The 23,904-nt window shown below is 57.2% G+C and carries 24 protein-coding genes; 4 read left to right on the plus strand and 20 right to left on the minus strand.

Translation table 11 applies throughout. From position 1 onward, the window contains the following. Positions 1 to 41: 41 nt before the first annotated feature. From ACH3PB_RS13480 to ACH3PB_RS13540, 13 genes are all read right to left on the minus strand, one after another. A complete protein-coding gene (locus ACH3PB_RS13480; RefSeq protein ID WP_416395677.1) occupies positions 42 to 1,490 on the minus strand; it encodes an ABC1 kinase family protein in 1,449 nt (482 codons plus the stop codon). After that, positions 1,490 to 2,518: a lipoyl synthase gene (lipA, locus tag ACH3PB_RS13485; protein ID WP_416395679.1), complete on the minus strand. Its 1,029-nt coding sequence runs from the start codon at positions 2,516 to 2,518 to the stop codon at positions 1,490 to 1,492. The genes ACH3PB_RS13480 and lipA overlap by 1 nt, the downstream gene beginning before the upstream one ends. Continuing rightward, complete coding sequence (lipB, locus tag ACH3PB_RS13490) at positions 2,515 to 3,231, minus strand: lipoyl(octanoyl) transferase LipB (RefSeq protein WP_416395681.1); 717 nt, start codon at positions 3,229 to 3,231, stop codon at positions 2,515 to 2,517. Before lipB ends, lipA begins: the two co-directional genes overlap by 4 nt. Further along, positions 3,231 to 3,524: a YbeD family protein gene (locus ACH3PB_RS13495; protein WP_416395683.1), complete on the minus strand. Its 294-nt coding sequence runs from the start codon at positions 3,522 to 3,524 to the stop codon at positions 3,231 to 3,233. The genes lipB and ACH3PB_RS13495 overlap by 1 nt, the downstream gene beginning before the upstream one ends. A 66-nt stretch (positions 3,525 to 3,590) precedes the next feature. Beyond that, complete coding sequence (locus ACH3PB_RS13500) at positions 3,591 to 4,790, minus strand: D-alanyl-D-alanine carboxypeptidase family protein (RefSeq protein ID WP_416395685.1); 1,200 nt, start codon at positions 4,788 to 4,790, stop codon at positions 3,591 to 3,593. A gap of 104 nt (positions 4,791 to 4,894) precedes the next feature. Beyond that, a complete protein-coding gene (locus ACH3PB_RS13505; protein ID WP_416395687.1) occupies positions 4,895 to 5,890 on the minus strand; it encodes a septal ring lytic transglycosylase RlpA family protein in 996 nt (331 codons plus the stop codon). 6 nt (positions 5,891 to 5,896) lie between these two features. Continuing rightward, positions 5,897 to 6,961, minus strand: a complete 1,065-nt coding sequence (gene mltB, locus ACH3PB_RS13510) for a lytic murein transglycosylase B (RefSeq protein ID WP_416395689.1) — start codon at positions 6,959 to 6,961, stop codon at positions 5,897 to 5,899. Positions 6,962 to 7,000: 39 nt separating this feature from the next. Then, complete coding sequence (rodA, locus tag ACH3PB_RS13515; protein WP_416395691.1) at positions 7,001 to 8,155, minus strand: rod shape-determining protein RodA; 1,155 nt, start codon at positions 8,153 to 8,155, stop codon at positions 7,001 to 7,003. Then, positions 8,152 to 10,122 carry a penicillin-binding protein 2 gene (gene mrdA, locus ACH3PB_RS13520; protein ID WP_416395693.1) on the minus strand — a complete coding sequence of 657 codons (1,971 nt, stop codon included), beginning with the start codon at positions 10,120 to 10,122 and terminating at the stop codon, positions 8,152 to 8,154. The genes rodA and mrdA overlap by 4 nt, the downstream gene beginning before the upstream one ends. A gap of 40 nt (positions 10,123 to 10,162) precedes the next feature. After that, positions 10,163 to 10,639: a 23S rRNA (pseudouridine(1915)-N(3))-methyltransferase RlmH gene (rlmH, locus tag ACH3PB_RS13525; RefSeq protein WP_416395694.1), complete on the minus strand. Its 477-nt coding sequence runs from the start codon at positions 10,637 to 10,639 to the stop codon at positions 10,163 to 10,165. A 9-nt stretch (positions 10,640 to 10,648) separates the two neighbouring features. Then, on the minus strand, positions 10,649 to 11,023 hold the full coding sequence (gene rsfS, locus ACH3PB_RS13530) for a ribosome silencing factor (RefSeq protein WP_416395696.1): 375 nt from the start codon (positions 11,021 to 11,023) through the stop codon (positions 10,649 to 10,651). A 157-nt stretch (positions 11,024 to 11,180) separates the two neighbouring features. Continuing rightward, entirely contained in the window at positions 11,181 to 11,822 is a 642-nt protein-coding gene (locus ACH3PB_RS13535; RefSeq protein WP_416395698.1) for a nicotinate-nicotinamide nucleotide adenylyltransferase, read from the minus strand. 59 nt (positions 11,823 to 11,881) lie between these two features. Beyond that, positions 11,882 to 13,120 (minus strand): glutamate-5-semialdehyde dehydrogenase, encoded by a 1,239-nt coding sequence (locus ACH3PB_RS13540; RefSeq protein ID WP_416399457.1) that lies wholly within the window; start codon positions 13,118 to 13,120, stop codon positions 11,882 to 11,884. Positions 13,121 to 13,345: 225 nt separating this feature from the next. On the opposite strand from ACH3PB_RS13540, the gene ACH3PB_RS13545 reads away from it, so the two are divergent. From ACH3PB_RS13545 to ACH3PB_RS13555, 3 genes are read left to right on the plus strand one after another with little or no spacing between them, the layout of a single operon-like run. Next, positions 13,346 to 14,425 carry a GGDEF domain-containing protein gene (locus tag ACH3PB_RS13545; protein WP_416395700.1) on the plus strand — a complete coding sequence of 360 codons (1,080 nt, stop codon included), beginning with the start codon at positions 13,346 to 13,348 and terminating at the stop codon, positions 14,423 to 14,425. After that, complete coding sequence (locus tag ACH3PB_RS13550) at positions 14,415 to 15,398, plus strand: GGDEF domain-containing protein (RefSeq protein WP_416395702.1); 984 nt, start codon at positions 14,415 to 14,417, stop codon at positions 15,396 to 15,398. The genes ACH3PB_RS13545 and ACH3PB_RS13550 overlap by 11 nt, the downstream gene beginning before the upstream one ends. Positions 15,399 to 15,409: 11 nt before the next feature. After that, complete coding sequence (locus ACH3PB_RS13555; RefSeq protein WP_416395704.1) at positions 15,410 to 16,828, plus strand: bifunctional DedA family/phosphatase PAP2 family protein; 1,419 nt, start codon at positions 15,410 to 15,412, stop codon at positions 16,826 to 16,828. 18 nt (positions 16,829 to 16,846) lie between these two features. On the opposite strand, the gene ACH3PB_RS13560 is transcribed toward ACH3PB_RS13555, so the two are convergent. The 6 genes from ACH3PB_RS13560 to ACH3PB_RS13585 form a co-directional block, all read right to left on the minus strand. Beyond that, a complete protein-coding gene (locus ACH3PB_RS13560; protein ID WP_416395706.1) occupies positions 16,847 to 17,470 on the minus strand; it encodes an LON peptidase substrate-binding domain-containing protein in 624 nt (207 codons plus the stop codon). Positions 17,471 to 17,525: 55 nt separating this feature from the next. Next, entirely contained in the window at positions 17,526 to 18,800 is a 1,275-nt protein-coding gene (locus ACH3PB_RS13565) for an HDOD domain-containing protein (protein ID WP_416395708.1), read from the minus strand. A gap of 66 nt (positions 18,801 to 18,866) precedes the next feature. Further along, entirely contained in the window at positions 18,867 to 19,460 is a 594-nt protein-coding gene (locus ACH3PB_RS13570) for a dihydrofolate reductase (RefSeq protein ID WP_416395709.1), read from the minus strand. Between the two features lie 8 nt (positions 19,461 to 19,468). Next, the gene (locus ACH3PB_RS13575) at positions 19,469 to 20,302 is read right to left on the minus strand and encodes a thymidylate synthase (protein WP_416395711.1); all 834 of its coding nucleotides are present in this window, start codon (positions 20,300 to 20,302) and stop codon (positions 19,469 to 19,471) included. After that, positions 20,302 to 21,123, minus strand: a complete 822-nt coding sequence (lgt, locus tag ACH3PB_RS13580; protein ID WP_416395713.1) for a prolipoprotein diacylglyceryl transferase — start codon at positions 21,121 to 21,123, stop codon at positions 20,302 to 20,304. The genes ACH3PB_RS13575 and lgt overlap by 1 nt, the downstream gene beginning before the upstream one ends. An 18-nt stretch (positions 21,124 to 21,141) precedes the next feature. Next, entirely contained in the window at positions 21,142 to 21,957 is an 816-nt protein-coding gene (locus tag ACH3PB_RS13585; protein WP_416395715.1) for a sulfite exporter TauE/SafE family protein, read from the minus strand. Between the two features lie 105 nt (positions 21,958 to 22,062). Here ACH3PB_RS13585 and ACH3PB_RS13590 point away from each other — a divergent pair, with 105 nt between their 5' ends. Beyond that, positions 22,063 to 22,884, plus strand: a complete 822-nt coding sequence (locus ACH3PB_RS13590) for an NRDE family protein (protein ID WP_416395717.1) — start codon at positions 22,063 to 22,065, stop codon at positions 22,882 to 22,884. Positions 22,885 to 22,908: 24 nt separating this feature from the next. Here the strand turns inward: ACH3PB_RS13590 and ACH3PB_RS13595 are convergent, their stop codons facing one another. Further along, a complete protein-coding gene (locus ACH3PB_RS13595; RefSeq protein ID WP_416395719.1) occupies positions 22,909 to 23,889 on the minus strand; it encodes a flagellar motor protein MotB in 981 nt (326 codons plus the stop codon). Positions 23,890 to 23,904 lie beyond the last annotated feature (15 nt).

Below are 23,904 nucleotides of genomic sequence, written 5' to 3' on the forward strand. Positions count from 1 at the left end.
CATCCGGGGCTTTTCTGCGATAAACAGTCAAGTCAGCAAGTTCAAGCCGAAGCTCTGAACCCTTCGCTGCGAGTCTTCACGTCCTTGTCATAGAGATACTTCTCCAGCAAGGGCGCACCGTTGAACTCCGCTTCCATGACCGCGATGAAGGTATACACGCCAATCAGCTTCCGATTGAGGAAAACGAACTCCTTGGGCGGAATCTTGAAGTAGCGACTAATGGCCGAACGGGTGGCCCTACGGGCGATCCGGGATGGCAGGTCGCTCTGTTTCCAGCAGTACTCACCTTCATCGTTCAGCACTACACCCGGTTGCTTGCCGTCGATATGCTTCATCAGCGGTTCGAGCGTTGCCATACATACTTCAGCGAATTCACACAGTACCGGCATCGGCCACTCAGCCCGCATAAACTTGAGCTCGACCGCACCACTGACAACTGCATCAAGATCGCGCTCGTAACTCGCGCGGATCATCTCGCAGACTGGATCCAGGAAGCTGGCCGGATAGCGCTGAACGGCGCCGAAATCGAGCAGGATCAGCTTGTCGGGTTCGGCTGGTCCATCGCCTTCGTCCCCCAGACGCACCCGATAGTTGCCAAAGTTCGGGTCGGTCTGCAGTTCTCCCCAGACGAAGAGTTCTTCGAGAAAGAGTTCGAGTGCTGCTTTCGCGAGATCGTTCCGGCGTGCCTGCGGCAGCGCATGGACCTTCGCATGGTTCGGGCTAATGCCTGCTTCGTACGACATGCACATGACCTGGGGCCCGGAGAACTCGGGAAAGACTTCAGGCACAATAAAGCGGGAGTCGTCCTTCAGCTTTTCATGAAACCGCCGGGTAGTTCGCAACTCAAGTTCATAATCCACCTCCCGGTGCATCATGCTGCGAACTTCTTCGAGCCACTCGTTAAACTCTGGACCGCGGGAAACCAGCCGCGCTACCTTGAGTATGCTGGCGACGGCATTGAGGTCCGAATCGACTGCTGCGGCCACACCCGGATACTGTATCTTCAGGCACAGCTGCCGACCATCCGACTTCCGGGTGGCCCGATGCACCTGACCGAGCGAGGCAGCGCCAATGGGCGTTCGCTCGATTTCAAGTTGGTCGAGTTTTTCCCGACCGAGCTGATCGATCAGCACCGGCTCAATACTGCCCCAGTCGAGCGCGAGATTCTGGTCCTCGAGAGTGTGCAGGGCTTCGGTCACTTCCGGTGGCAGGAAGTGCTCACCGTAAAGCGCCATCACCTGGCCAATCTTGACCACGCTGCCCTTGAGGTGACTCAGCTCCTTCACGAGGTAAGCGGCCTGCTTGGCGTAGGCTTCTCGCCGACTTTGCGCCTTCTTCTCCTTACCCGAAAACATCGAGCCAGCCATGGAGCTGGCGAGGCGACCGCCGGCGACGACGCCAGCCTTGGTCAGACTCAGTCTTCGTTCGAAACTCCCGGTCTTGAGACCGAGCATTGGCTTGTCATCCTGACTACTTCTGCGGAAAACCATTACTGCACTTTTTCCCCTGCGGCTTGCTTGTCGGCATGATACGACGAGCGGACCAGCGGTCCGCTGGCAACGTGATTGAATCCTATGGATTCTGCGTAGCGTCCGAGCTCTGCGAACTCGTCCGGTGTAACAAACCTTACGACGGGCAGGTGGGAATTGGATGGCGCCAGATATTGCCCTAAGGTAATGCGATCGATGTCATGGGCCCGCATATCACGCATGACAGCCTTGATTTCATCGATCTCTTCACCAAGTCCGAGCATGAGACCGGACTTGGTAGGCACTTCAGGACGCAGCGCCTTGTAGCGCTTTAGCAGATCCAGCGACCACTGATAATCAGCACCGGGTCTCGCCTTCTTGTACAGACGGGGCACAGTTTCAAGATTATGATTCATCACATCTGGCGGTGTCGCTGACAGGATCTCCAGCGCAACCTCCATGCGTCCTCGAAAGTCTGGTACCAGGACTTCTACCTGCAGGTCTGGCGAAAGCGCTTTGCTCTCACGAATACAATCCGCAAAGTGCTGTGCACCGCCATCACGCAGATCATCACGGTCGACCGAGGTGATAACCACATAACGCAACTGCATATCCGCTATTGCGGTCGCCAGGTTGCGGGGCTCCTCGGCATCCAGCGCCAGAGGGCGGCCGTGCGCGACATCGCAGAACGGGCAACGCCGGGTACAGATGTCACCCATAATCATGAAAGTCGCGGTGCCGTTACTGAAACATTCCGAGAGATTCGGACAGGTCGCTTCCTCACAAACCGAATGCAGCTTGTGCTCACGAAGCTTTTGCTTGATCTGCTCGACACGTGGCGATGTGCTCAGGCGAATTCGAAGCCAGTCCGGCTTACGCAGCGCAGCATCGGTCGCAATGATCTTTACCGGATTCCGGCTGACCTTGTCGGCGCCACGGAGCTTTTCGCCAGGCACGACTTTCGGCCGGCGCGCAGGTGCAGACGGCACAGCCGCCGGTTCTGCCACCGGCGCTGCGGCATTTAAAGCAATATTTTCGGGTGTCGTCATGCGACAGACTCCTTATGGGTGTCGGCGAGCAATGCCAGAAAGTGCAGGCGCCAGCGAGTAGCCACGGCCTGCAGTGCTGCTGGGCGATCAGCCGGCAGCAGCGCAGTGTCTTTGCAGTAATCCCTGATCTGTGACATGGCGAGCCCGGCATAGCCGCAGGGGTTTATCAGCCTGAAAGGCGTCATGTCCATGTCGACGTTGATAGCTAAGCCATGATAACAGTAGCCCCGGGTGATGCGCAGCCCGAGACTCGCTATTTTCGAGCCGTCAGCAGAAACATATACGCCAGGCGCTTCGCGTTTCGCGGCGGCTGCGATGCCGAAATCGGCCAGAGTGCTGACGACTGTCGCCTCCAGCAGGCTCACCAGCGATCTGGGCTGCAGCCCATAACGGGACAACTGGAGCAGTGGATAGACCACAAGCTGACCGGGACCGTGGTAGGTCACCTGTCCGCCGCGGTCCGTCTGCACCAGCGGAATGCCGGCCAGCAGAACCTGGCCATTACCCCCGTCGGGCTCTGTCAGCAGATGCTGGGGCTTGCCGGCCTGCCCCTGTGTAAACACCGGCTGGTGGTCGACGATCCAGACTTCATCAGGCGTCGCTTCAGTACGCGCACGACTGAAGACCTTCATTGCTTCGAAAACCGGCTCGTAACTGTCCGCCTGCCGTTCGCGAAACACCAGCTCGGGCAAATCTGAGGCGGAGGCAGTCATCAGAGAACCATATGGATATTCTTGAGGGTTTTGATGGCGTTAAAGATATCCGCGACGTGGGTTTCGCTGCGCGCCTCAATGGTAAAGCGGAGCGAAACGAAACGCTGGTTGCGTGAGTCCTTGATATCGAAGTCGCTGGCCTTCAGATCCGGTAGTTCATGCCGCAGCACCTGAATCAGCTCGGCAATGAGAGACTCCCTGGCATCCGCGATAACCTTGAGCGGATACTGACAGGGAAACTCGATTTTTGGCGGCTTCTGCTCACCGGCCGCCGGCTCGTCTGAAGTGCTCACTTTGACCTCCTGATTCTCTGGCTACCGTGCATGGCTAGCCTACCTGGCAAAAATTGCGCAATAGTATCAGTCAAACAGACCCATGATGAACAGCCAGATCGAGTGCCAGAGACGTTTGAAGATTCCGGCTTCCGCCACATCCTGCAGCGCAACGACGGGACGCTTCGCCAGGACGTTGTCTTCCAGTGAAACAACGAGGGAACCAAGCACCTGCCCCTTGGTAATGGGTGCCGTGATGCTTTCGTCCACTTCGAGCTTGATGTCGAGCGCGGCTTTCTGGCCCTTCGGAATGGTCAGCGTTACGGCTTCACCCGTTCCAAGGGCAACGACATCATCGACGCCCATGAATATTTCACTGTCCACAAGCTTTGCGCCGGCCTGATAAAGCGGCAGCGTTTCGAAGAACCTGAAGCCGTAGTTCATCAGCTTCATGGTTTCCTGCGCGCGCGATTCCTGACTCACCGTACCCAGCGCAACCGTGATCAGACGCATGTCGTCCCGAACCGCCGATGCTACCAGACAATACCCCGCTTCCTCGGTATGACCGGTCTTCAGACCATCGATCGACTTGTCACGCCAGAGCAATACGTTCCTGTTCGGCTGACGAATCTTGTTATAGGTGAAATGTTTTTCTGAATAGATGGGATATTGCTGCGGGAAATCGTAAATGATCGCCTGCGCTAGCAGCGCCAGGTCGTAGGCCGTGGAGTAGTGTTCAGGCGACGGTAATCCCGTGGCATTCTTGAACTGCGAATTCTGCATACCCAAGCGCTGCGCATGACCATTCATGATGGTGGAAAAGGCGTCTTCGCTACCTGCGAGATATTCTGCCACGGCTACGCTGGCGTCGTTACCAGACTGGATAATGATGCCGCGAAGCAGGTCCTCCAATCTGACACGGGTACCTTCCTGCACGAACATCTTCGAGCCGCCAGTCTTCCACGCTCGAACCGATATAGGCACTTCGTCATCGAAACTGACGTTGCCCCGCCCAACCTCGTAATCGACGACATAGGAGGTCATCATTTTGGTAAGACTCGCCGGCGGCAGTCGCTGGTCGGCATTCTTTTCTGCGATAACGACGCCAGTCTTGGCATCCATCAGCACGTAGGCCGTGGCGGCCACTTGTGGCGCAGCCGGTATGATCACCTGCGCGGGCTCGTCTGCTCGCGCTGGCGGTGTGGCAAAGGTGGGCACTTCTTCTGCTGCACCAACCTGGGACGCACCCAGAAGGGCGACGCCCAGTAACAATCGGTTCAGTGCCATTGACATGGAATGCTTGGAATTCATTTGGGTCCCAGGTGTACGGCCTTTCTTGTAACGTAAGGGTCGGCGGGTTGAAGGCTCCGGCCAGCGGCCACAGTTTACATCTACTGAACGGTTGCGGCAGACGCCTGCGGGTTTGCCGGAATGACTAGGGTACCAGAATAGCTCGTTTTTGCGAGTCTGGACTGAAACTGGGGCAGCTCATTGGACGACTCCAGCGGGCCTATTCGCACGCGATGCAACATTCTTTCAGCACTCGCGATTTCTTCGATGAAGACATCGGGGCCCTGCGGGGTAACAAGACCCTTCAACATGCCCTGCAACTCATCCTTCACCTGTTGTGCTCGCTCTCTGGTGGAGAACGCGCCGATCTGCAGGAACATCGCCCCCTCCCCGACTGTAGATCTGACGGCGGGCCTGGTCGGAGCCACGGCAGGCTGCACGGGCTGAGCGACCGGTGCCTTCGGCAGCGCGGAACCCGGCACTGGCGTTGCTGGTTTGGTAGCCTGCTGCAGAGAATCCAGTGGCGAAACCTCATCCTGTGGCAGCAGGGCTTCAACACGAACCGGGGCGGTGCCTGTCTTGACGACATCGAGCGAGAGCGCGGCCGCATATGACAGATCGATCAGACGGTCCTCATGGAAGGGTCCGCGGTCGTTGACGCGAACTACTATGGACCGGCCATTCTTCAGATTGGTCACGCGGGCAAAGGTCGGCAATGGCAGATTCTTGTGGGCTGCCGAAAACGCATACATATTGTAGATTTCGCCGTTCGACGTCGCATGGCCATGGAACTTGGCACCATACCAACTCGCCAAGCCGGTCTGGTTATACCCCTTGGCTGAATCAAGAACAGTGTATTGCTTGCCCCAGACCGTATAGGGTGATTTGTTGCCACCCCGGCTTTTCGGCTCAGCCGTTGGCACGACGGGCGGAACATTGCTGGGATCGAAACCACCCTTTGGTTCCACGTCCTGCTTCAGCGAATAACGCGAGCTACTGGTCGGTGTCGAGGAGCAGCCAACCAGCGTGAGGACCAATGCGACGGCAAGCGGCAGAACTGCTCTACTGTGCCATGCCGAACCATTGTGCTGCAGCATACCGGATCAGGCCCCCGCAAGTTCGCGACTGAGCTGATACACCGCCATCGCGTAACGATCACTATGGTTGTAGCGCGTGATCACATAAAAATTATGGGTGACGAGCCAGTGCTCGATGGCGTCGGTATTCTCATAGCGCACCAGCCGAACAGGGGCGTTTTTGGCGATACCTTCAGGAGCCTTGACGCCAGCCTTCGCAACATCCGCCAACTTCTGTTCCGGCTTGCGTTTTTCAGGCAGTAGCCACGCTGGAACCGGCTCCTTTACGTCAACCTTGAACGCTACCGGCTCACCGTCCTTCCAACCATGTCGCTTGAAATAGTTGGCGACGCTGCCTATCGCATCCTGCACATTATTGAGGATATCTGCGGTGTCATCGCCATCGAAGTCGACTGCATAAGCCCGGTAACTGCTTGGGATAAACTGGCCGTAACCCATCGCACCGGCATATGAGCCTTTCAGTGACATGGGATCGAACTTCTGCTCACGACTCAACAAGAGCAACTCTTCGAGTTCCTTGGTAAAGAACGTGCTACGGGCCGGGTAGTCGAACGACAATGTGCTCAGGGCATCGACCACGCGATAGCGCCCCATGATCTGGCCGTAACTGGTTTCGACGCCGATGATGGCGGCGATAATTTCCTTCGGCACGCCATATTTCTTTTCTGCGCGCTCGAGCGTTGCCTTGTGCTCTTCCATGAATTTCTTGCCGCCGCTGATGCGCTTCTCGGTAAGGAATATCTTTCGATATTCGCCCCAGGTGAGCATCTTTTCAGCAGGTCGGCTAATGGCATCCAGTATGCTCTGCTGCTTCGCGGCGTCATCGAACAGCCCCTGCAGATACGCCCGATCAAAGCCATGCTTCTCCACCATACGGTCGATGAAGCCACTTACGGCTTCGTGCTTGCCGTAGTTGATCATCTCTGGCGCGGCAGCCTGACGTGTAGTTTCTTCGGCAAAGCTCTGTAATGGCAGCGTACTCAGCGCCAGACCGGCCACCAGGCCAGTGATGCGCAGGAACGGCTTGCGTGTCAGTCGGGTATTGTTCTTGTCTGATAGACAGGCGGTCATAGTATGGTTCCAGTCAGTGCGGGAATCGAAGCATTCGAATCAACGCTTGAGTATTTTCTTGTGAGAGTGAACGGACATCAGGACGCCGAACGAGGCCATGAGCGTAAGCACCGAGGTACCCCCGTAACTCACTAAAGGTAAAGGTACCCCGACAATTGGGAGTATGCCACTCACCATGCCCATATTAACAAAAACGTATACAAAGAAGATCGAGGTGAACGCACCAGCTACTAGCCTGGCGTAAGTCGACTGTCCGTTGATGGCAATATAGAAGCCGCGCAGCACGATCGCAACGTAAAGCGCCAGAATACTCAACACGCCGATGAATCCAAACTCCTCACCGAGCACAGCGATGATGAAATCGGTGTGGCCTTCAGGCAGAAAGTCGAGTTGGGACTGCGTGCCCGAGAGCCAGCCTTTGCCACCCATGCCACCGGACCCGATGGCAGTTTTCGATTGTATGATATTCCAGCCGGCACCTAGAGGATCACTTTCAGGATCGAGCAGCGTGAGCACGCGCTGCTTCTGGTAGGGTCGCATCACAAAGAACCACATGAGTGGTGCGGCAATGCCAGCGACCACTGCAGAGCCCATGATCCAGCGCCAGCTCAGGCCGGCGAACAGCAGCACGAAAATACCGGAAGAGGCAATCAGTATCGAAGTACCGAGATCCGGCTGCCTGAGTATCATGACGGTAGGCACGAAGATGATGATGAGCGCGACCATCAGGCGCCGAGGTGACGGCGGCAAGACACGGTCCGACAAGTACCAGGCCACCATCATGGGCACCGCCAGTTTCATGAACTCAGAAGGCTGAACCCTGAAACCGACGAATGGAATCTGCACCCAGCGCTGCGCACCTTTCGCATCGGTGCCGACGAGCATAACGGCCACCAGGCCGAGCAATCCCGCCCCATAGATCCAGGGAGACCAGCGCCTCAGATGATCAGGATCGATCTGCGCCACCAGCAACATCAGGATCAGTCCCAGACCGAAGTGGGCGCCCTGTCGCTTCACATCACTGATGTCCTGCCCGCTACCACTGAAAAGCACGAACAATCCGCTACCGATAAGCAGGAGCAACATCAACAGCAGGATGGTATCGATATGCAGCCAGCGCATCAGCAGGGAGGGACCGCTGAATCGCTCGTCGCTTTGCGGCAGCTGGCGGAGAAAGTCGGTACTGCGGCTCATCGAACTGTCCCGGTCGTATCTGGCGCAGTCCCAGCAACGCCCGGCACGGTGATACCGTCGTTCTGTCGTGGACGCGGGGGCGGCTCGACACCATCGGGTAACAGCCAGTTTATGCGTTCTTCGGTCACCTCGTACTCTCCTTTGAGGTGGGCATCCATCACTACACGAGCTACCGGCGCAGCAGCAGTACTGCCACCGCCACCATTTTCGACGATAACAGCCACTGCGATTGTCGGGTCGTCGGCTGGCGCGAACCCGATGAACAGGCCGTGGTCGCGGTGCCACTCTGCTATGGCACTAGCATCGTACTTCTCGCCCTGCTTGATTCCGATGACCTGAGCGGTACCCGTCTTGCCAGCAATCTTGTAGTCCGCACCAGCGCCGCTGCGATTGGCTGTTCCCTTGCGAGTATGCATGACGTCTTCCATGGCATTGATAATGTATTCCCAGTACCAGTCTTCCCGCAGCACTATGTCATTACCCGCTGACTCAGGAACCATCATGCTCTCTCCATTCATGGTATCGACGAGGCGGGGTGTGACCCATCGGCCTCTGTTGGCCAATACCGCCGTTGCTGTCGCCAGCTGCAGGGGTGTCATCAGCATAAAACCCTGACCTATACTCATGTTGAGCGAGTCGCCTGGAAACCAGGACTGTCCGCGCGCCGATCGCTTCCAATCCCGTGAAGGCAGATTACCCTTGCGTGCTTCGGGAGCGTCGTAGGTTGTGCGCTGACCAAGACCAAACTGATGCAGATATTCATACATGATATCCACACCAGTCTTGAATCCGGTGTCGTAGAAGAACACGTCGCAGGATTCGACAATGCCTACACGCAGATCCACCCAGCCATGCCCCTGACGCTTCCAGTCGCGATACTGCCGCTTGTCGTTTTTCAAAGTGTAGAAGCCTGGATCCCAGACCTTGGTCTTCAGGCTGATCTTATCGGTATCGAGTGCCGCCAGCGCAACCATCGGCTTGATTGTCGACCCCGGTGGATACTGACCTTTGTAGGCTCGATTGAATAGCGGCAAACTTCGAGATTCGTTCAGTGCACGGTAACTGGCGGTATCGATACCAGTAACGAAGAGGTTGGGATCGAAACTCGGCGTGCTCACCAACGCCAGGATTCCTCCGGTTCGATTGTCGATGGCAACCACGGCACCACGACGCCCTGCCAGTGCATCCTCCGCAGTTTTCTGTAACCGCGCATCAAGGAAGAGCTTCAGATCTTTACCCGGCGCTGGCGGCGTGCTGGCCAGTTGCCGTAGTACCCTGCCCCGCGCGTTAGTCTCAATCGTTTCATGGCCGGTGACGCCATGCAATTCATCTTCATAGCGCTTTTCAATACCAAGCTTGCCGTAATACTGGGTGCCACTGTAGTTGGCCGCGTCCACCTCCTGCAGCTCAGGCTCGCTGATTCGGCCGACATAGCCAAGCACATGGGCGAACAGGTGCCGGTACGGATAATAACGAATAAGTTCTGCCCCTACCTCGACACCCTTCAGGCGGTAGCGGTTCACCGCGAGTATCGCAATTTCGTCTTCGGTAAGGCGGGAGCGCAGTGTGACTGGCTCGTAGGGCCGGCGTCGCTGGCGAATCCGTTGGCGAAAATCAGCGACGTCGTCCTCACTGATTTCGATGAGCGATGACAGCGTCGCGAGCGTTTCATCCAGGTCGCCAAGCAGTTCCGCAGTAAGCCGCAATGAAAATGTCGGCTGATTGTCTGCCAGCAACAGGCCCTGGCTGTCGTAGATCAGCCCTCTGGTTGGCACCACCGAACGCAGCTGCATCCGGTTCTGATCAGACAGCGTGTCGAAGACTTCGTGCTGATTGACCTGCAGGTAGTAATAACGTGCACCGAGGAGGCACGACAGGATCATGATAACCAGAATGGCCAGCACTGCGCGTACCAGAAAGGTTTCCTGCTCCTGGCGGTGGTCTTTGAAATCGGAATGGGTACTCATGCTGACCTTGAGCTTTGGTCTTCAACAACGATGCCTGAGTTCAGGCGCGATGATATGGATGTCCTTGATTATAGCTCCATGCACGATAAATCTGTTCTGCGAGCATGATTCTGACCAGAGGATGGGGCAAAGTTAATCTGGAGAGCGAAAATTTCTCTGCTGCTCGGTCCAGAACTGCTTTCGAAAGGCCGTCAGGTCCGCCGATGGCTAAGGCCAGGGGCTTGCCGGTATGCTGCCAGTGAGACAGCCGTTCGGCAAAAGCTTCGGTGGTGAATTGCGTGCCTTTGACGTCGAGCGCAACAAACGTGGCTTTGGGATCGAGCTTCGCGAGCAGCTTCTCGCCTTCCCAGTCGTTGAGCTTGGCCGGTGGCATACTATTGCTGCCCTGGCGCGGCGCCAGCGGCAGTTCGACGAGTTCAAGCCGGACGTCCCTGGTGAGACGCCTGCTATATTCATTGAAGCCTGTTTCGACCCAGCCCGGCATCTTGCTGCCGACAGCAAGGATCTGAATCAGCATTCGGCAATATCAGACAAGGTGAGCTGAGCTGCCTGTAGCACTCTCGGCAGAACTGTCGACCGGGGCATCACGCCAGAAGCGTTCGAGATCGTAGAACTCACGCGCAGACGGCATCATGATATGCACGACAACATCACCGAGATCGACCAGCACCCAGTCAGAGGCATCTTTGCCCTCTTCACCAAGTGGACGCTCACCGGCTTTCTTGATTTCGAGAATCAGGTTGTCTGCAAGGGATTTGATGTGCCGGCTCGACGTGCCGCTGGCGATGATCATGTAGTCAGTGACGCTGGTTCGGTCTTTGACATCGAGGACGCTTATATCTTTACCTTTCAGGTCTTCGAGTATTTTGACAACCAGGTCTTTCAGGGGTTCTGTATCCATGCGTGTGGTGTGCACCTCTCTCGTGCTTTCCGGTTATGGCCTCCTCATGATACGACTGATAGCCCTCAGCCACCAGTCCGAAAAGCCGAAAATGCCGACGAAATCGGCTTGTTTCGACAAATACTGCTTATTTATCAACAAGTTGATGGATTACAAATTAGATCATTTTGTGATCAGACGCACAGGAATAGAGTTCGTTTTCAGCAATGTATTCAAGAACTGAAGGTGCTGTCAGAAAGTTCGCGCAACGTCCTTCGCTGACCAACGCACGAATCCGTGAGCTGGATATATCGAGCAGACTAAGCTGTGTGACATGAATCTGACCGGCTGGACAGTCCAGAAGCCCACTGACAGTGGAGCTGAAGGCCCCAGACAATTGGGGATCGCGCTGGAGATCTTCCAATGCCTGCTTTCCAGACTCATCGTGGCTGCCAGGCCGCCCCACTACCAGGAGATGCGCATGATCGAGCAGCTGTTGCCACTGATGCCAGCTGCGTATATTGAGCAATGAATCCATGCCCATCACGAAAATAAGTGCTTGCTCTGGGCTCAGCTGCTGCCTGTAGCGATGCAGTGTATCGACGGTGTAAACCGGCCGCAGATCGTCAGCGTCGCGCAGGTCGACTTCGCTTCGATCCACCACCAGACCGGACCGTTGGCCGGCGCCTGCTTCCGTCAATGCCCGCTGTAGCATATCGACACGCTGTCGCGCAGTGGCACGGTTCCGTTTGTCGGCCTGTGCCGGGCTTGGCAGCAGCCGCACTTCAGCTTGCAGTAGCTCCCCGACTTCCACAGCCATGCGTAGATGGCCGTAGTGGACTGGATCGAAGGATCCGCCGAAGAGTACGCAGGGCTCGTTCACCCGCGGATATGACCATCGCCAAAGACAATGTACTTCTGTGAGGTAAGACCTTGCAGCCCTACCGGCCCACGAGCGTGGAGCTTATCGGTGGAGATGCCGATTTCGGCGCCCAGGCCATACTCGAAGCCATCGGCAAAACGGGTCGAAGCGTTGACCATGACCGAGCTGCTGTCGATTTCGGTAAGAAAGCGCCGGGCCTTCGTATAGTTTTCGGTCACGATGCTTTCCGTGTGATGGGAGCTGTAGGTGTTGATATGCTCGATGGCTTCGTCGAGACCGCTCACGACCTTCACCGCGATAACAGGCGCCAGATACTCCTCGAACCAGTCGGCTTCGACAGCGGCTTTCGCCTCTGAAATAAAACGACGTGTCTGCTCGCAGCCCCTGATCTCGACGCCGGCACTCAGAAGGCGTTCAGCGATCTGTGGCAGAAAGCGTTCGGCAATGGCCGCATCGACCAGCAACGATTCGGCGGTGTTGCAGGTACCGTAGCGGTGGGTTTTTGAGTTGAAGGTGATGGCAAGGGCCTTGGTCATATCGGCATCGGCATCGACATACACATGGCAGTTGCCATCGAGATGCTTGATGACCGGTACTTTCGAGTCGCGACTAATGCGCTCGATCAGTCCCTTGCCGCCTCTTGGCACAATAACATCGACATAGTCCGGCATGGTGATGAGCTCGCCTACGGCGGCCCTATCCGCAGTGTTCACAATTTGTACCGCGGCGGCATCAAATCCAGAAGCTGCCAGCGCAGCGCCGATGCACTCTGCAATAGCGAGGTTGGAATGCAGTGCTTCAGAGCCCCCGCGAAGAATGGTCGCGTTGCCTGATTTCAGACACAGGCTCGCTGCTTCTACTGTCACATTCGGGCGAGATTCGTAAATGATACCGATGACACCAAGTGGCACGCGCATCTTTCCGACCTGAATGCCGCTTGGCCTGTAGCTCATGTCGGTGATTTCACCGATTGGATCCGGCAATGCGGCCACTTCGAGCAGACCGGTAATCATGGCATCGATTCGCGCGGGCGTCAGCTCAAGGCGATCGAGCAGGGCCGCATCGAGGCCACTCTCGCGACCTGCGGCCATGTCGAGACGATTAGCCTCAGCGAGCGAATCACGGCTGTTCCCCAACTGCTCCGCTATGGCCAGCAGTGCATCGTTGCGCATTTTGGTACTGGCACGGGCCAGTTGACGGGAGGCACCTCTCGCAGCCTTGCCGACACCCTGCATATAAGTCTGCACATTGTTCTGCGTAGCTTCTGAACTGACTGTATTCACTGTCTCTTCCTGCGCAAAAAATCTAGATTCACGAGAGTATACCGCCCGCCACGATCACGGGCCAGCGCACTGCGGCGCCATAAATGGCGACTTAAGCACACTCACGCTGACTTGCTGCCAGCCATGGACTAAGCTGTAGGCAAACAACAGCTAACGGCAAGTCCGACCTGAGTCCATATGGAACTGACTGAATTCAATGAACAGCTGCGCGCGAAGGCGTACGGCTATGGCGCACTTGCCTCCATCATTCTCGCCACTGCCGCCCTATTTGCCGGGCACTGGCTACTCGCGATTGTCTGCGTCGGCATGACGGCGCTGCTTTTGGCCAACCATTTCGTATATCGCCGACAAGCGGCTATCGTCAAGCGTCTCGAGGAGTCGCAGGCAAATCCGCGCAGCGCCCGCGCCATATACAATGTCCGCGGCTTCCTTGGTGCGCAGCAGGGCGTTCACTGGCTCTCGCATACGGTGCTGCTGGCACTGATGCTGGCGACAACAGTCGGCGCCCTGTACATGCCGGACGGCATCACCCACTGGAGTTATTTCATCCCCCTGCTGGCCTTCCTGAATTATCAGATGCACGTTGCCACGGTCGTGACTGCGATATACTCCGTCATCTTTTCCATCATTCTGATTTTCGCGGTCGATGGCTTCGAGCGCATCCAGGTCTTCTTCATCTATCTCGTCAGCCTGTCGATCACGCTGGCCTTCGTATATCTGCGCGAGATCAAGGAACAGCAGCTCAAGCCACTGAGGCGGACCGACCACCTGACACTGGCGTCGACACGCGACTATCTGACGCAGGACCTGGAGAAGGAAATACAGCGCAGCGAACGTGAGGGTACCGATCTGAGCGTGTTTGCGCTTCGTGTCGACGATATCAGCCTGGAGGATCTGGATGAGCCGCGGCGGAACGCCTTGCTCCAGCAACTCGGACAGCTCCTGCATGAGAACCTGCGGCTATTCGAAGGTTATTATCGCTATGAACCGGAGGAGTTCATTGTCGTGCTGCCACTGATTGGTTCAAGAACTGCGGAGAAGCGGGCTACAGGCCTGCGCCAGCAAATACGAGCGGTATTCGACAAGCAGCGCAACGCAGTGACTGTGGGCATTGGCATCTCCACCTTGAACGTCGACGACACGGCAGAGTCGCTGATCGAGCAGGCCAGACGAGCTTTGAAACACGCGCGGCACAAGGGGCCCAACCAGTCGGTTTCCTTTAGCCAGATTTCCCAGGAGGGTAGCCTTGCTCACTGAATCGCAGCTCCGCAACCGGGCAAGAATCTACCTCTACCTCATCGGCGCAGGCCTGTTTTTCATACTTGCCCTGCAAAATGCGCGCTATGGGCTCTATGGTCTCTTCTACGCGGGGCTCCTCCTGCTGCCACTGCTGATCTCAGGCGCTGTCTATGCCTGGCAGAAGCGGAGCGAACTCGATGCTTACAAGGGGCACGTTGTCATCCTTACTGCAGCGCAGTGCATCATCCTGTGGCAGTTCCTGAGCGGACAAGCGGAGGTCATCCACTGGTCCTACGCTCTCGCGCTGTTGAGCTTCCTGCTCTTGTCGCAGTCACTGGCCCTACTCTACAACGTCGTGTCGCTGCTGATACTAGGCCTCTCTTCCCTGATCATCCAAAGCTTTTTCGAGTCGGTGAACTTTTTCGTCAGCTATGCGCTACTGATCGGCATGGCTGGCCTGTATGCCTGGCTTTACCACCACAAGAGCCGTTTCCTGAGAGAAATCACTATCAAGGATCCGCTTACTGGCGCTTACAACCTCAGGCACCTCGAATTTACCCTGCGGCAGGAGATCGCGCGCTCTGCCGCCGTGGGCCATCCGCTTTCGCTGGTCGTAATCAATATCGATTACTTCGCCCAGATCAGTGAGATGCATGGGCTCAACAGCATCAACGAGCTGCTGGCCGAGACCGGACAGTTGCTGCTGAAGGAGACCAGGGCGGGAGACAGCTTGTATCATGGGCGAGGTAGCATCTTCTATCTGTTGCTGCCGTTTACGCCTGAAGAGGGCCTGCTGGTTATCGCCGAAAGACTGCGCCGTGCCATCGAGGACTACAAGTGGAAGCTCGGGGACCCGATCACTGCCAGCGTGGGTTGTCTGACCCGCGAGCCTGATGAGAGTGATGAACTGGCTCTGCTGAAGCGTCTCGAAAATGCCTTGCAGCAGGCTCAGACGGCGGGCGGCAACAGGGTGGTCTTTTCCAAACCCTGAACTGAGATAACGTGACTGAACCCCTGACCGCTCTGCTGGCCTGGTTGCAGGCCAACTCTGGCTGGATAACCGGCGCCATTGTGCTCACCGCCTTTGCCGAGTCGCTGGCCATGGCTGGCATCATCGTGCCCGGCGTGATCATGCTGTTTGGCTTCGCTGCGCTCGCCGGCTATCTCCAATTCGACATCTGGATCGTCCTTTTTGCGGCCTTTACTGGCGCAGTGGCTGGCGACGCGCTGAGTTTCGCGCTCGGGCGACATTACAAGGAACAGACCCGACATATCTGGCCACTGAGCCGCTATCCGCAACTGGTGGCCCGTGGCGAAGCCTTCTTTCTTCGTCACGGCATGCTCAGCATCGTGCTCGGGCGCTTCATCGGCCCCATACGTCCGGTCGTGCCGATGATCGCCGGTATGATGCTGATGTCGCCGCGCAAGTTTCTCACTATAAATGTACTCTCGGCACTAGCCTGGGCGCCCTTCTACATTTTTCCTGGTTATCTCACCGGCAGCAGCCTGGAGGCTGCTGGTTTCGACTTTTCCCTCGACTCCGCGATGGCTCACTCGGCGGACCGACCGGGAGACGATGCCAGCCCGATAGCCCGGCTCTGGGCCTTCTGGTATCTCTGGTCGCCTCTAGCCGTGTTGGTAGCCGGAGCCATGACTGGCGCGCTGATCAGCTACATCCTGAGGGCGTTTGAGACCCGGCTCTGGGTACCGGGAAGCGCCTTCCTGCTGGCACTGCTGTGCTGGACCCTGATTGCGATCGAATCGCTGTTCAGGCTGTCGACCATCGACATCATCGACCAGTCGATGTTCAACATTGCCCAGGCCATCGGCATCGACTGGATCCGCCTTCTGGCAATCGGCCTGACGCTGCTGGGCGATACTATCTGGCTGTATATTCTCCTGGGCACGAGCTGTGCCTGGCTCTGGTTGAAGGGTCACAAGCGCCTGGTGATCTGCCTGGTCCTCGGGGGTCTTGCCACCCATGGGCTCACCTCCGGATTAAAAGCACTATTCGGTGTTTTACGCCCCGAGCTGGCCTATCTGCCTGCCAACGCCGCCTATCCAAGCGGTCATACCAGCGGCGCTGTCTATACCTATACCGTGCTGGCGATGATATTCGCCCGCCGCCATCGCTGGATGAGTTTGTGTCTCGCGCTGGCGACGCTCGTGGGCACCAGTCGGTTACTACTCGGTGTGCATTGGTTTTCGGATATTGTTGGGGGAAGTCTGCTGGGGCTCGCGATGGCCTGTCTGGCACTTTATGCCTCACGAGTACCGCTGGGTGGCTTTCTGTTCAGGCATCACCTCACTCGGCATAATTATGCGGTCCTCGCCGTGGTGGCGCTGGCAGCAACGATGTACGTGATGATCAGGATGAATCAGGTCGGGCCGCAGTATCTGGCAAACTGGGCCGATCTCTGATCTTTTGCCGCCCCTCGGCTACGACTCTTCGCCATGTTCGACAATGGCATGGAGCATGTATCGCATCTGCTCCAGACGGTAGGCAGGGCGCTGTAAACTGAGCAGGTATTGCTTATCCTCATTGCGCAGTGGCAGCAGCTCGAGTAGACGGTAGCCTACGTCACGGCAGTCGTCATAATCGATATCGAGATCCAGCCGCTTTACGGCAGGATGCTGTTGCAGGTCCCGGAGCAGCGTCACGAGCTCAGCGTAGTCGTCCCTCACAGCCACCTCTGGCTCCGGTGGCATCGGACTGACTTGGCCGATGAAAAGTCCGGTCTCATCCTGGCGAGCCGATTTTATTCTGACCTTCTCGCGCCCCTGCACGGTGATGCCGAGCAAACCATCCTGCAGCTGCTGGAAATCGCTTATTCGCCCGTACGTTCCCAGGTCGAAAAAGCCGTCTTCAGCGTCAGATCGAGTGAGCACGATAACAAAACCGATATCATGCCTCAGGCAGTCGCTAACCATTTTCAGATAGCGCTGCTCAAAGATTCTCAGGGGCAGTTGACCGCCTGGACAGAGAATGGTTCCCAGCGGAAACAGTGGCACCTCCATCAGGTGCCCGGTCTCAGCAGCGTGTGACTCTGAGCGGTCCGGCATGGCATTGAGCGCCTTTGACTGGTATTGGTGAATGGCCTGGGTGATGCCTTCCGGCTCAGCCCGTCACTTCGAATACGGTCGCAGACTGTGCGCGGGCCAATTCAATGATATTTAAACTTTCCTGCGGTGTGATATTGAAGCGTGCCAGGCGCTGGAAAGCAGGAATGCGATTCATGGGTGGCAGGGAGGCCTGCTCGGGCGTGCCGATAAAGGCGTGAACCTGTGCAAGTGTGACGATATCCGCACACAGCGGCACCGCTTCGCTGAAATCGCCAGTGAAGCGCTCAGCGTGCTCCACACTGGCAACGACGCTGTCGGGAAAATCCCACTCTCTCAGTACCGCAACGCCAACTTCTTCACGCAGATCGGTAATGAGATGTTCAAGCAGGTCGTCATGTCGACGGGCAGCTGGCAGGTCCGCTGCCTGCTGGATGACCGGGATTGCACCGATATCATGCAGCAAGCCAGCGAGTAAGGCCTGCCCCGGGCTCACGCCAGGCACGCGCTCAGCTATCACGCTGGCAAGCGTGCCCACCTCGATGGAGTGCTGCCATAACTTCTCCATGCGAAGTCTCAGTGTCTCGTGCCGGGTCGTGAAGAGCTCTCGTACCGTAAACAGGGCAACAAGCTGTCTTGTCGTCTCAACGCCGAGGCGGACCACGGCATCACGGCAGCTTTCGATCTTACGGAAGCCTCGAAACAGCGGACTATTCACTGCATAGATGAGCTTTGCCGTGATGGCAGGATCGGTCTGGACGATATCGGCAATGCGCCCCACGTCGCACTCAGGGTCAGCGGCGGCACGACGGATACGATCTGCTGCCAGCGGCAGTGAAGGCAGACTCAGGCAGCGATTCTGGAGATCCCGACTGATCTGGATGACAATACGATAACCCTGAGAGGCTTCGTCAGCAGCATCCGTCACGTCCAGTTCCTTGCCAGCACCATCGCCGACGACGCTGGCATCCTTCGAAAAGTTCGGTTGTGGCGCCTGCTTCATCAACTGCGTCAGCTCGAGATCGTCCACCAACAGCAGGCGGGCAGCTCTGGTGGCCGTCAACAGGTCGCCGTCTGCCAGTCGCAGCGGGTTTCTGGCAGCGTGTTCACCTGCGGTAAGTCTGACTCGCGGCAACTCTGGCGACTGCAGCTCCACCTCCCCCATCAGAAGGAAGAGCACCTGCTTGCCTGACTCTTCACTGCCCCGCCGGGTGTCTCCGGGTTCCAGCGAAACGCGACCGCCGCGCGACGCGAGCAGGACTCTTTGGGCACGCGACAATCGGTAGAGCGGGTGAAAGAGTTCTAACGATTCCGCTGTCAGCTCAGAATTCAAATGGATGACCTTTCTGCCTTGATAGCGGTGAACGAATGACACGCCCTCTCGACAGAAAGCGGTGTCCTAAACGGTGGGCAGCTGTTCGACCTTTGCCTTGGTACGCGTGTAGACGGCAAAGCGGTGTGGATGAGGGTTATGCTCATCGACCTGACCTTCCGTAAGCTCACTGAGCTGCCAGCCTTCATCAGAAGCATAGCTCGGAAAGAAGGTATCGCCAGCAACATCCAGGTCAATCTGCGTCACGAAAAGCGCATCGCAATATGGCAGCAACTGCTCATAGACACCACCACCTCCGATGATGAAACAGTAGTCCTGGTGGGCCGTTGCGGCGCGTTCAAGCCCTGCTCTTGCGGCTTCTACGGGGTCATTCCACCAGCTTTCGGTGGTTTGCTGATTCGTGGGCTGGGTCTCAAAGTGGCCGGTTGCCTTACGCGGCTGACTCGAAATGATCAGGTTGTCGCGGCCAGGGAGCAGGCGGCCTATCGAGTCCAGCGTCTTGCGCCCCATTACAACGGGTCGGCCCAGGGTCGACGCCTTGAAATAGCGCAGATCGGCAGGCAGGTGCCAGGGCATCTGTCCATTGCGGCCAATGACCAGGTCGTTGGCGTGGGCCACGATGGCGGCCAGTCCCGGCTTCTGCTTCGAAGTATCGTTCATGATGCGCTTCAGATCGCTATGGCTGCTGGAATGTGTGGTTGAGGCTCATAACCCTCGATTTCGAAATCTTCGAAGCGATAGTCGAAGAGACTGGCTGGCTTGCGCAGAATCTTCAGCTGCGGCAACGCGCCCGGCGTGCGGGTGAGCTGCAGGCGGGCCTGCTCCAGATGATTGCTATAAAGATGCGCATCGCCGATCGAAAGAATGATATCGCCAGGGGTGTAATCGCATTGCTGCGCCAACATGTGCGTGAGCAGTGCGAGCGACGCCGTATTGTAGGGATTGCCGAGGAACAGATCGTTCGAACGAATATAGAGTGAGGCACTCAGGCGGCCACCGGCCACATAGAACTGATACAGCACATGGCATGGCGGCAGGGCCATCTTGCCAGCAGCAGCATTTTCCCAGGGCTTGAGCTGCTCGTCCGGCAGGTCAGCAACATTCCAGCCACTGAAAATATGACGGCGGCTGTCGGGATTCGTCTTCAGCCCATGCACCAGCCGCTCGAGCTGGTCCACATGACTGCCATCCGGACAGGTCCAGTTGCGCCATTGCGAGCCATAGACTGGGCCAAGCTCGCCCTCTTCCGTCGCCCACTCGTTCCAGATCGAGACGCCGTTTTCCTTCAGATACCTGATGTTGGTTTCGCCACTGATAAACCAGAGCAGCTCATGGGCGATGCTTTTGAAGTGCAGCTTTTTGGTAGTGAGCAGTGGGAAGCCCTGGCTGAGGTCATAGCGCACCTGGCGACCAAAAACGCTACGCGCACCTGTGCCCGTGCGGTCGTTCTTGTCGTAGCCGTTGTCGAGGACGTCCTGTAGCAGATCCAGATAGGCACGCATCAGTGAGAAGCTCCTGTTGTGGTTCGGGTTTCGGCCCAGCGGTAAGCCAGCAGCATGAGCACGATCCCGCCGATGATCATTGGCAATGACAGCAACTGCCCCATGGTCATCCACTGGAAGGCGACGGGGCCGAGATGGGCGTCGGGCTGGCGGAAAAATTCTACGACGAAGCGCGAGCAGCCGTAAACCAGGAGGAACAGGCCAGAGACTGCCATGGTCGGTCGGGGCTTTCGCGAATATACCCAGAGTACCGTGAACAGCAGAACGCCCTCCAGCGCGAACTGATACAGCTGCGAGGGGTGGCGAGCGATCTGCAGCGGATCCGTGGGAAACACCATGGCCCAGGGCACGTCAGCGGCTCTGCCATAAAGCTCCGCGCCTATGAAGTTGCCTATTCGACCCAGCCCGAGGCCGATCGGTACCAGGGGCGCAACAAAATCAATCATGTTCCAGAAACGGATGTTCTGTGAACGCGCATACAGCCAGATTGCGATGATGACGCCCAGCAGACCACCATGAAAGGCCATCCCACCAGTCCAGACCTGGAACAGCCACAGCGGATCCTGCAGAAATTTGTCGAAATTGTAGAACATGACATAGCCGAAACGACCGCCGAGCACGACGCCGATGGCCCCGTAGAAGATCACGTCGCCCACCTGCTCTTCCCGCAAGGGCGTGTGCGGCTGGCGTGCGCGATAGCGGCCAAGCCACCAGGCGGCGATAAAGCCCATCAGGTACATCAGGCCGTACCAGTGCACCTTGATTGGGCCTAATGCCAATGCAACCGGGTCAATCTCGGGGTATTCGAACCAGCGTTCCATGAAATGTTCCGTTAATGGTTAAAAAGACTGTGTGAGCAAGCGTATCCCTACCAGGATGAGCAGGCAGGCGAACAGCCTGGAAAGCAGTTGCGGCGGCAGACGATGTGCAAGCCGTGCACCGGCTTTCGCTGTGACCATGCTGGTCAGCACAATACCGAAGAAGGCGGGGAGATACACGAAACCGAGTGCATATTGCGGCAGATCGGGTTCATTCCAGCCAGCGATTATATTTGTAAAGGCGCCGGCTATGGCTATCGGCAGGCCACAGGCTGCAGATGTTGCCACGGCCTCCTGCATCCGCACATTGTGCCAGACCAGCCATGGCACCGTGAGCGTACCGCCGCCGATTCCGAAAATGGCCGAGCCCCAACCGATAAAGCCACCTGCGCCCGTGAGCCCAGGCCAGCCTGGTACGACACGCGTCGGCGCTGGTTGGAAGCCAGTGAGCATTTTGGCAGCCACGGCCAGTGCAAACAGGCCAATGATCAGTTTAAGTGCGGCTCCACTTAATGTACTCGCGGTGAAAACACCCAGAACAGCACCAAGCACGATGCCGGCAGCCATCGGTTTGAACAGATCCCAGCGTACCGCCCTGTGAGCATGGTGAGCCCTGATACTCGCCATTGACGTCAACATGATGGTAGCCAGAGAAGTGCCGATCGCAAGATGCATGCTCACATCAGCGGACACACTCTGCATCTCGAAAGCCAGCAGCAGGAGTGGCACGATAATCAGGCCGCCGCCTATCCCAAACAGGCCGGCCAGTAGACCAGCAAAGGCCCCTATGGCAAGGTAAGCTGCAAGAGTGATGGCCAGTACCATGGGTTCATTCATCATGTGGTCCTGAAGTGCTGCGTCTGCGGCCGCATATGATGCCTACCGAAAGCGCCGAGCTCAATGTCACTTTTTTACACCAGCTCCGATCGTTGGATTCGAAACATGTGCCTGATAGCCGTCGCCTACAACGCTACTGAGGATTACGAGCTTATTGCGCTCGCCAACAGGGATGAGTTCTATGACCGTCCCGCGATGCCCCTGCACCTCTGGGAGCCGTCTGCCCTTACCCGGCATGGTCCAGTGGCTGGCGGCCAGGATCTGCAGGCGGGCGGGACATGGCTCGCTGCATCGAGATACCACGGCACGCGACGCTTTGCGGCGGTTACCAATTACCGCAATCCCGATCAGGCGATTGCTGCGCATTCCCGTGGTGAGCTGGTGACAAACTTTCTGGGCGGAAGCCTGGATGCAGCTGCGTTTGCCGAAGCCTTGGGCGATACCGCCATGCAGTATGGCGGCTTTAACCTGCTACTGTTTGACGACAGCGGGCTGCACTACTGCACGAACCGATGGCCACTCGATGGCGAACCAGCAGGATTCCAGGCGGAGCACAGGGTTCTGGATAGCGGCGTATATGTGCTGAGCAATCACCTGCTCGATTCGCCCTGGCCAAAGTCGCTTCAATTACGGAAGCAGGTGAATAGACTGCTCACAGAGCATGAGCCCGATGATCCGATCGACCCGGACTGTTGGCTGAATCTGATGCTCGACCCTACTCAGGCAAATGATGAGGCCCTCCCAGTAACCGGCATGCCCCTCGAGATGGAACGGCAGCTCTCCAGCGCATTTATCGCGCTTGCGAATTACGGCACACGGTGCAGCACTCTTGTCACTATCGGTCACAGCACACCGGCATCGATCGAGATGCACGAGCGTCGCTTTGGCCCCAATAGCCGAGGGGAAGAGACCACTCTGGTTTTATGAGGGCATTAATCTTCCGCATGATGATCAGAAGATTTCATCATCAGAAAGCCCCCGGATCTGCAGCTGCTTGCGAACATCGAGTGCTGGCGACGCAGAGTCCCTTATCCTCTCCAGTTCCGCTGCAAGCTCTGGATCCAGAGGCTGCTCAACGACAATTTCCACCCGTCGGTTCCTTGCCCGACCCTCCGGCGTATCATTAGGCACCAGTGGTGTCGTGTCGGCAGCGCCCGTCACGGCAAAGCGTTCCTGACCCACATCGCCACTTTCGAAGAGGGCATGGGCAACTTCAAGTGCCCGCGCGGTAGACAGATCCCAGTTCGATCGGAATCTGGCCGTCTTGATCGGTATATTATCCGTATGACCCTCGACGCTGATGTTGCCCTGGTACTGTTTCAGAACCTCGACCATATTATCGATGACCGGGAAGAAGTCCGCATTCAAGCTTGCACTCCCAGAAGCGAACGCACCTCGCTCCTGCACCCGTATGATGATCTGGCGCCCGCGGGTCTCTACTTCGATCTGATTATTCCTGACCTGGGGCTCCAGTGCCGTCGCGAGCTGAACGGCAGTTGACTCGGCTTCTTCCGCCATCGCCTCGAGCTGTTCAACTACTTCGTCACTCAGTTCAGCCGCAGGTGGGATTGGACACTGGTCTGCAAGCGCTTTTTCGACGATCTGTTCGCACACCTGCTCGAGGTTCGGCATATCCGAGCTCGTGGTCTGCTGCATGATCATCTGCAGCGGCGTAGGCTCAGGCTTGCCAGGACTGAACTCCTGAGCAATTACACTGGTGCCTTTCGGGATTGAGGTGACATCGACCTGATTCTGCACACCGAACGCATCTTTCATCGAACCAGCCAGCCGTTTGAACTCCAGGGCGTCCATCTGTGCGAACGACAACAGCAGCACGAAGAAGCACATCAGCAGCGACATCAGATCGGCAAAGGTTGCCATCCACGCCGGAATGCCAGCAGGACATTCGTGCTTTTTCTCCTCTTCGACCATTACGCCGGCGCCTGA

Source organism: Allohahella sp. A8 (genome assembly GCF_047946665.1).
Classification (GTDB): Bacteria; Pseudomonadota; Gammaproteobacteria; order Pseudomonadales; family Oleiphilaceae; genus Allohahella.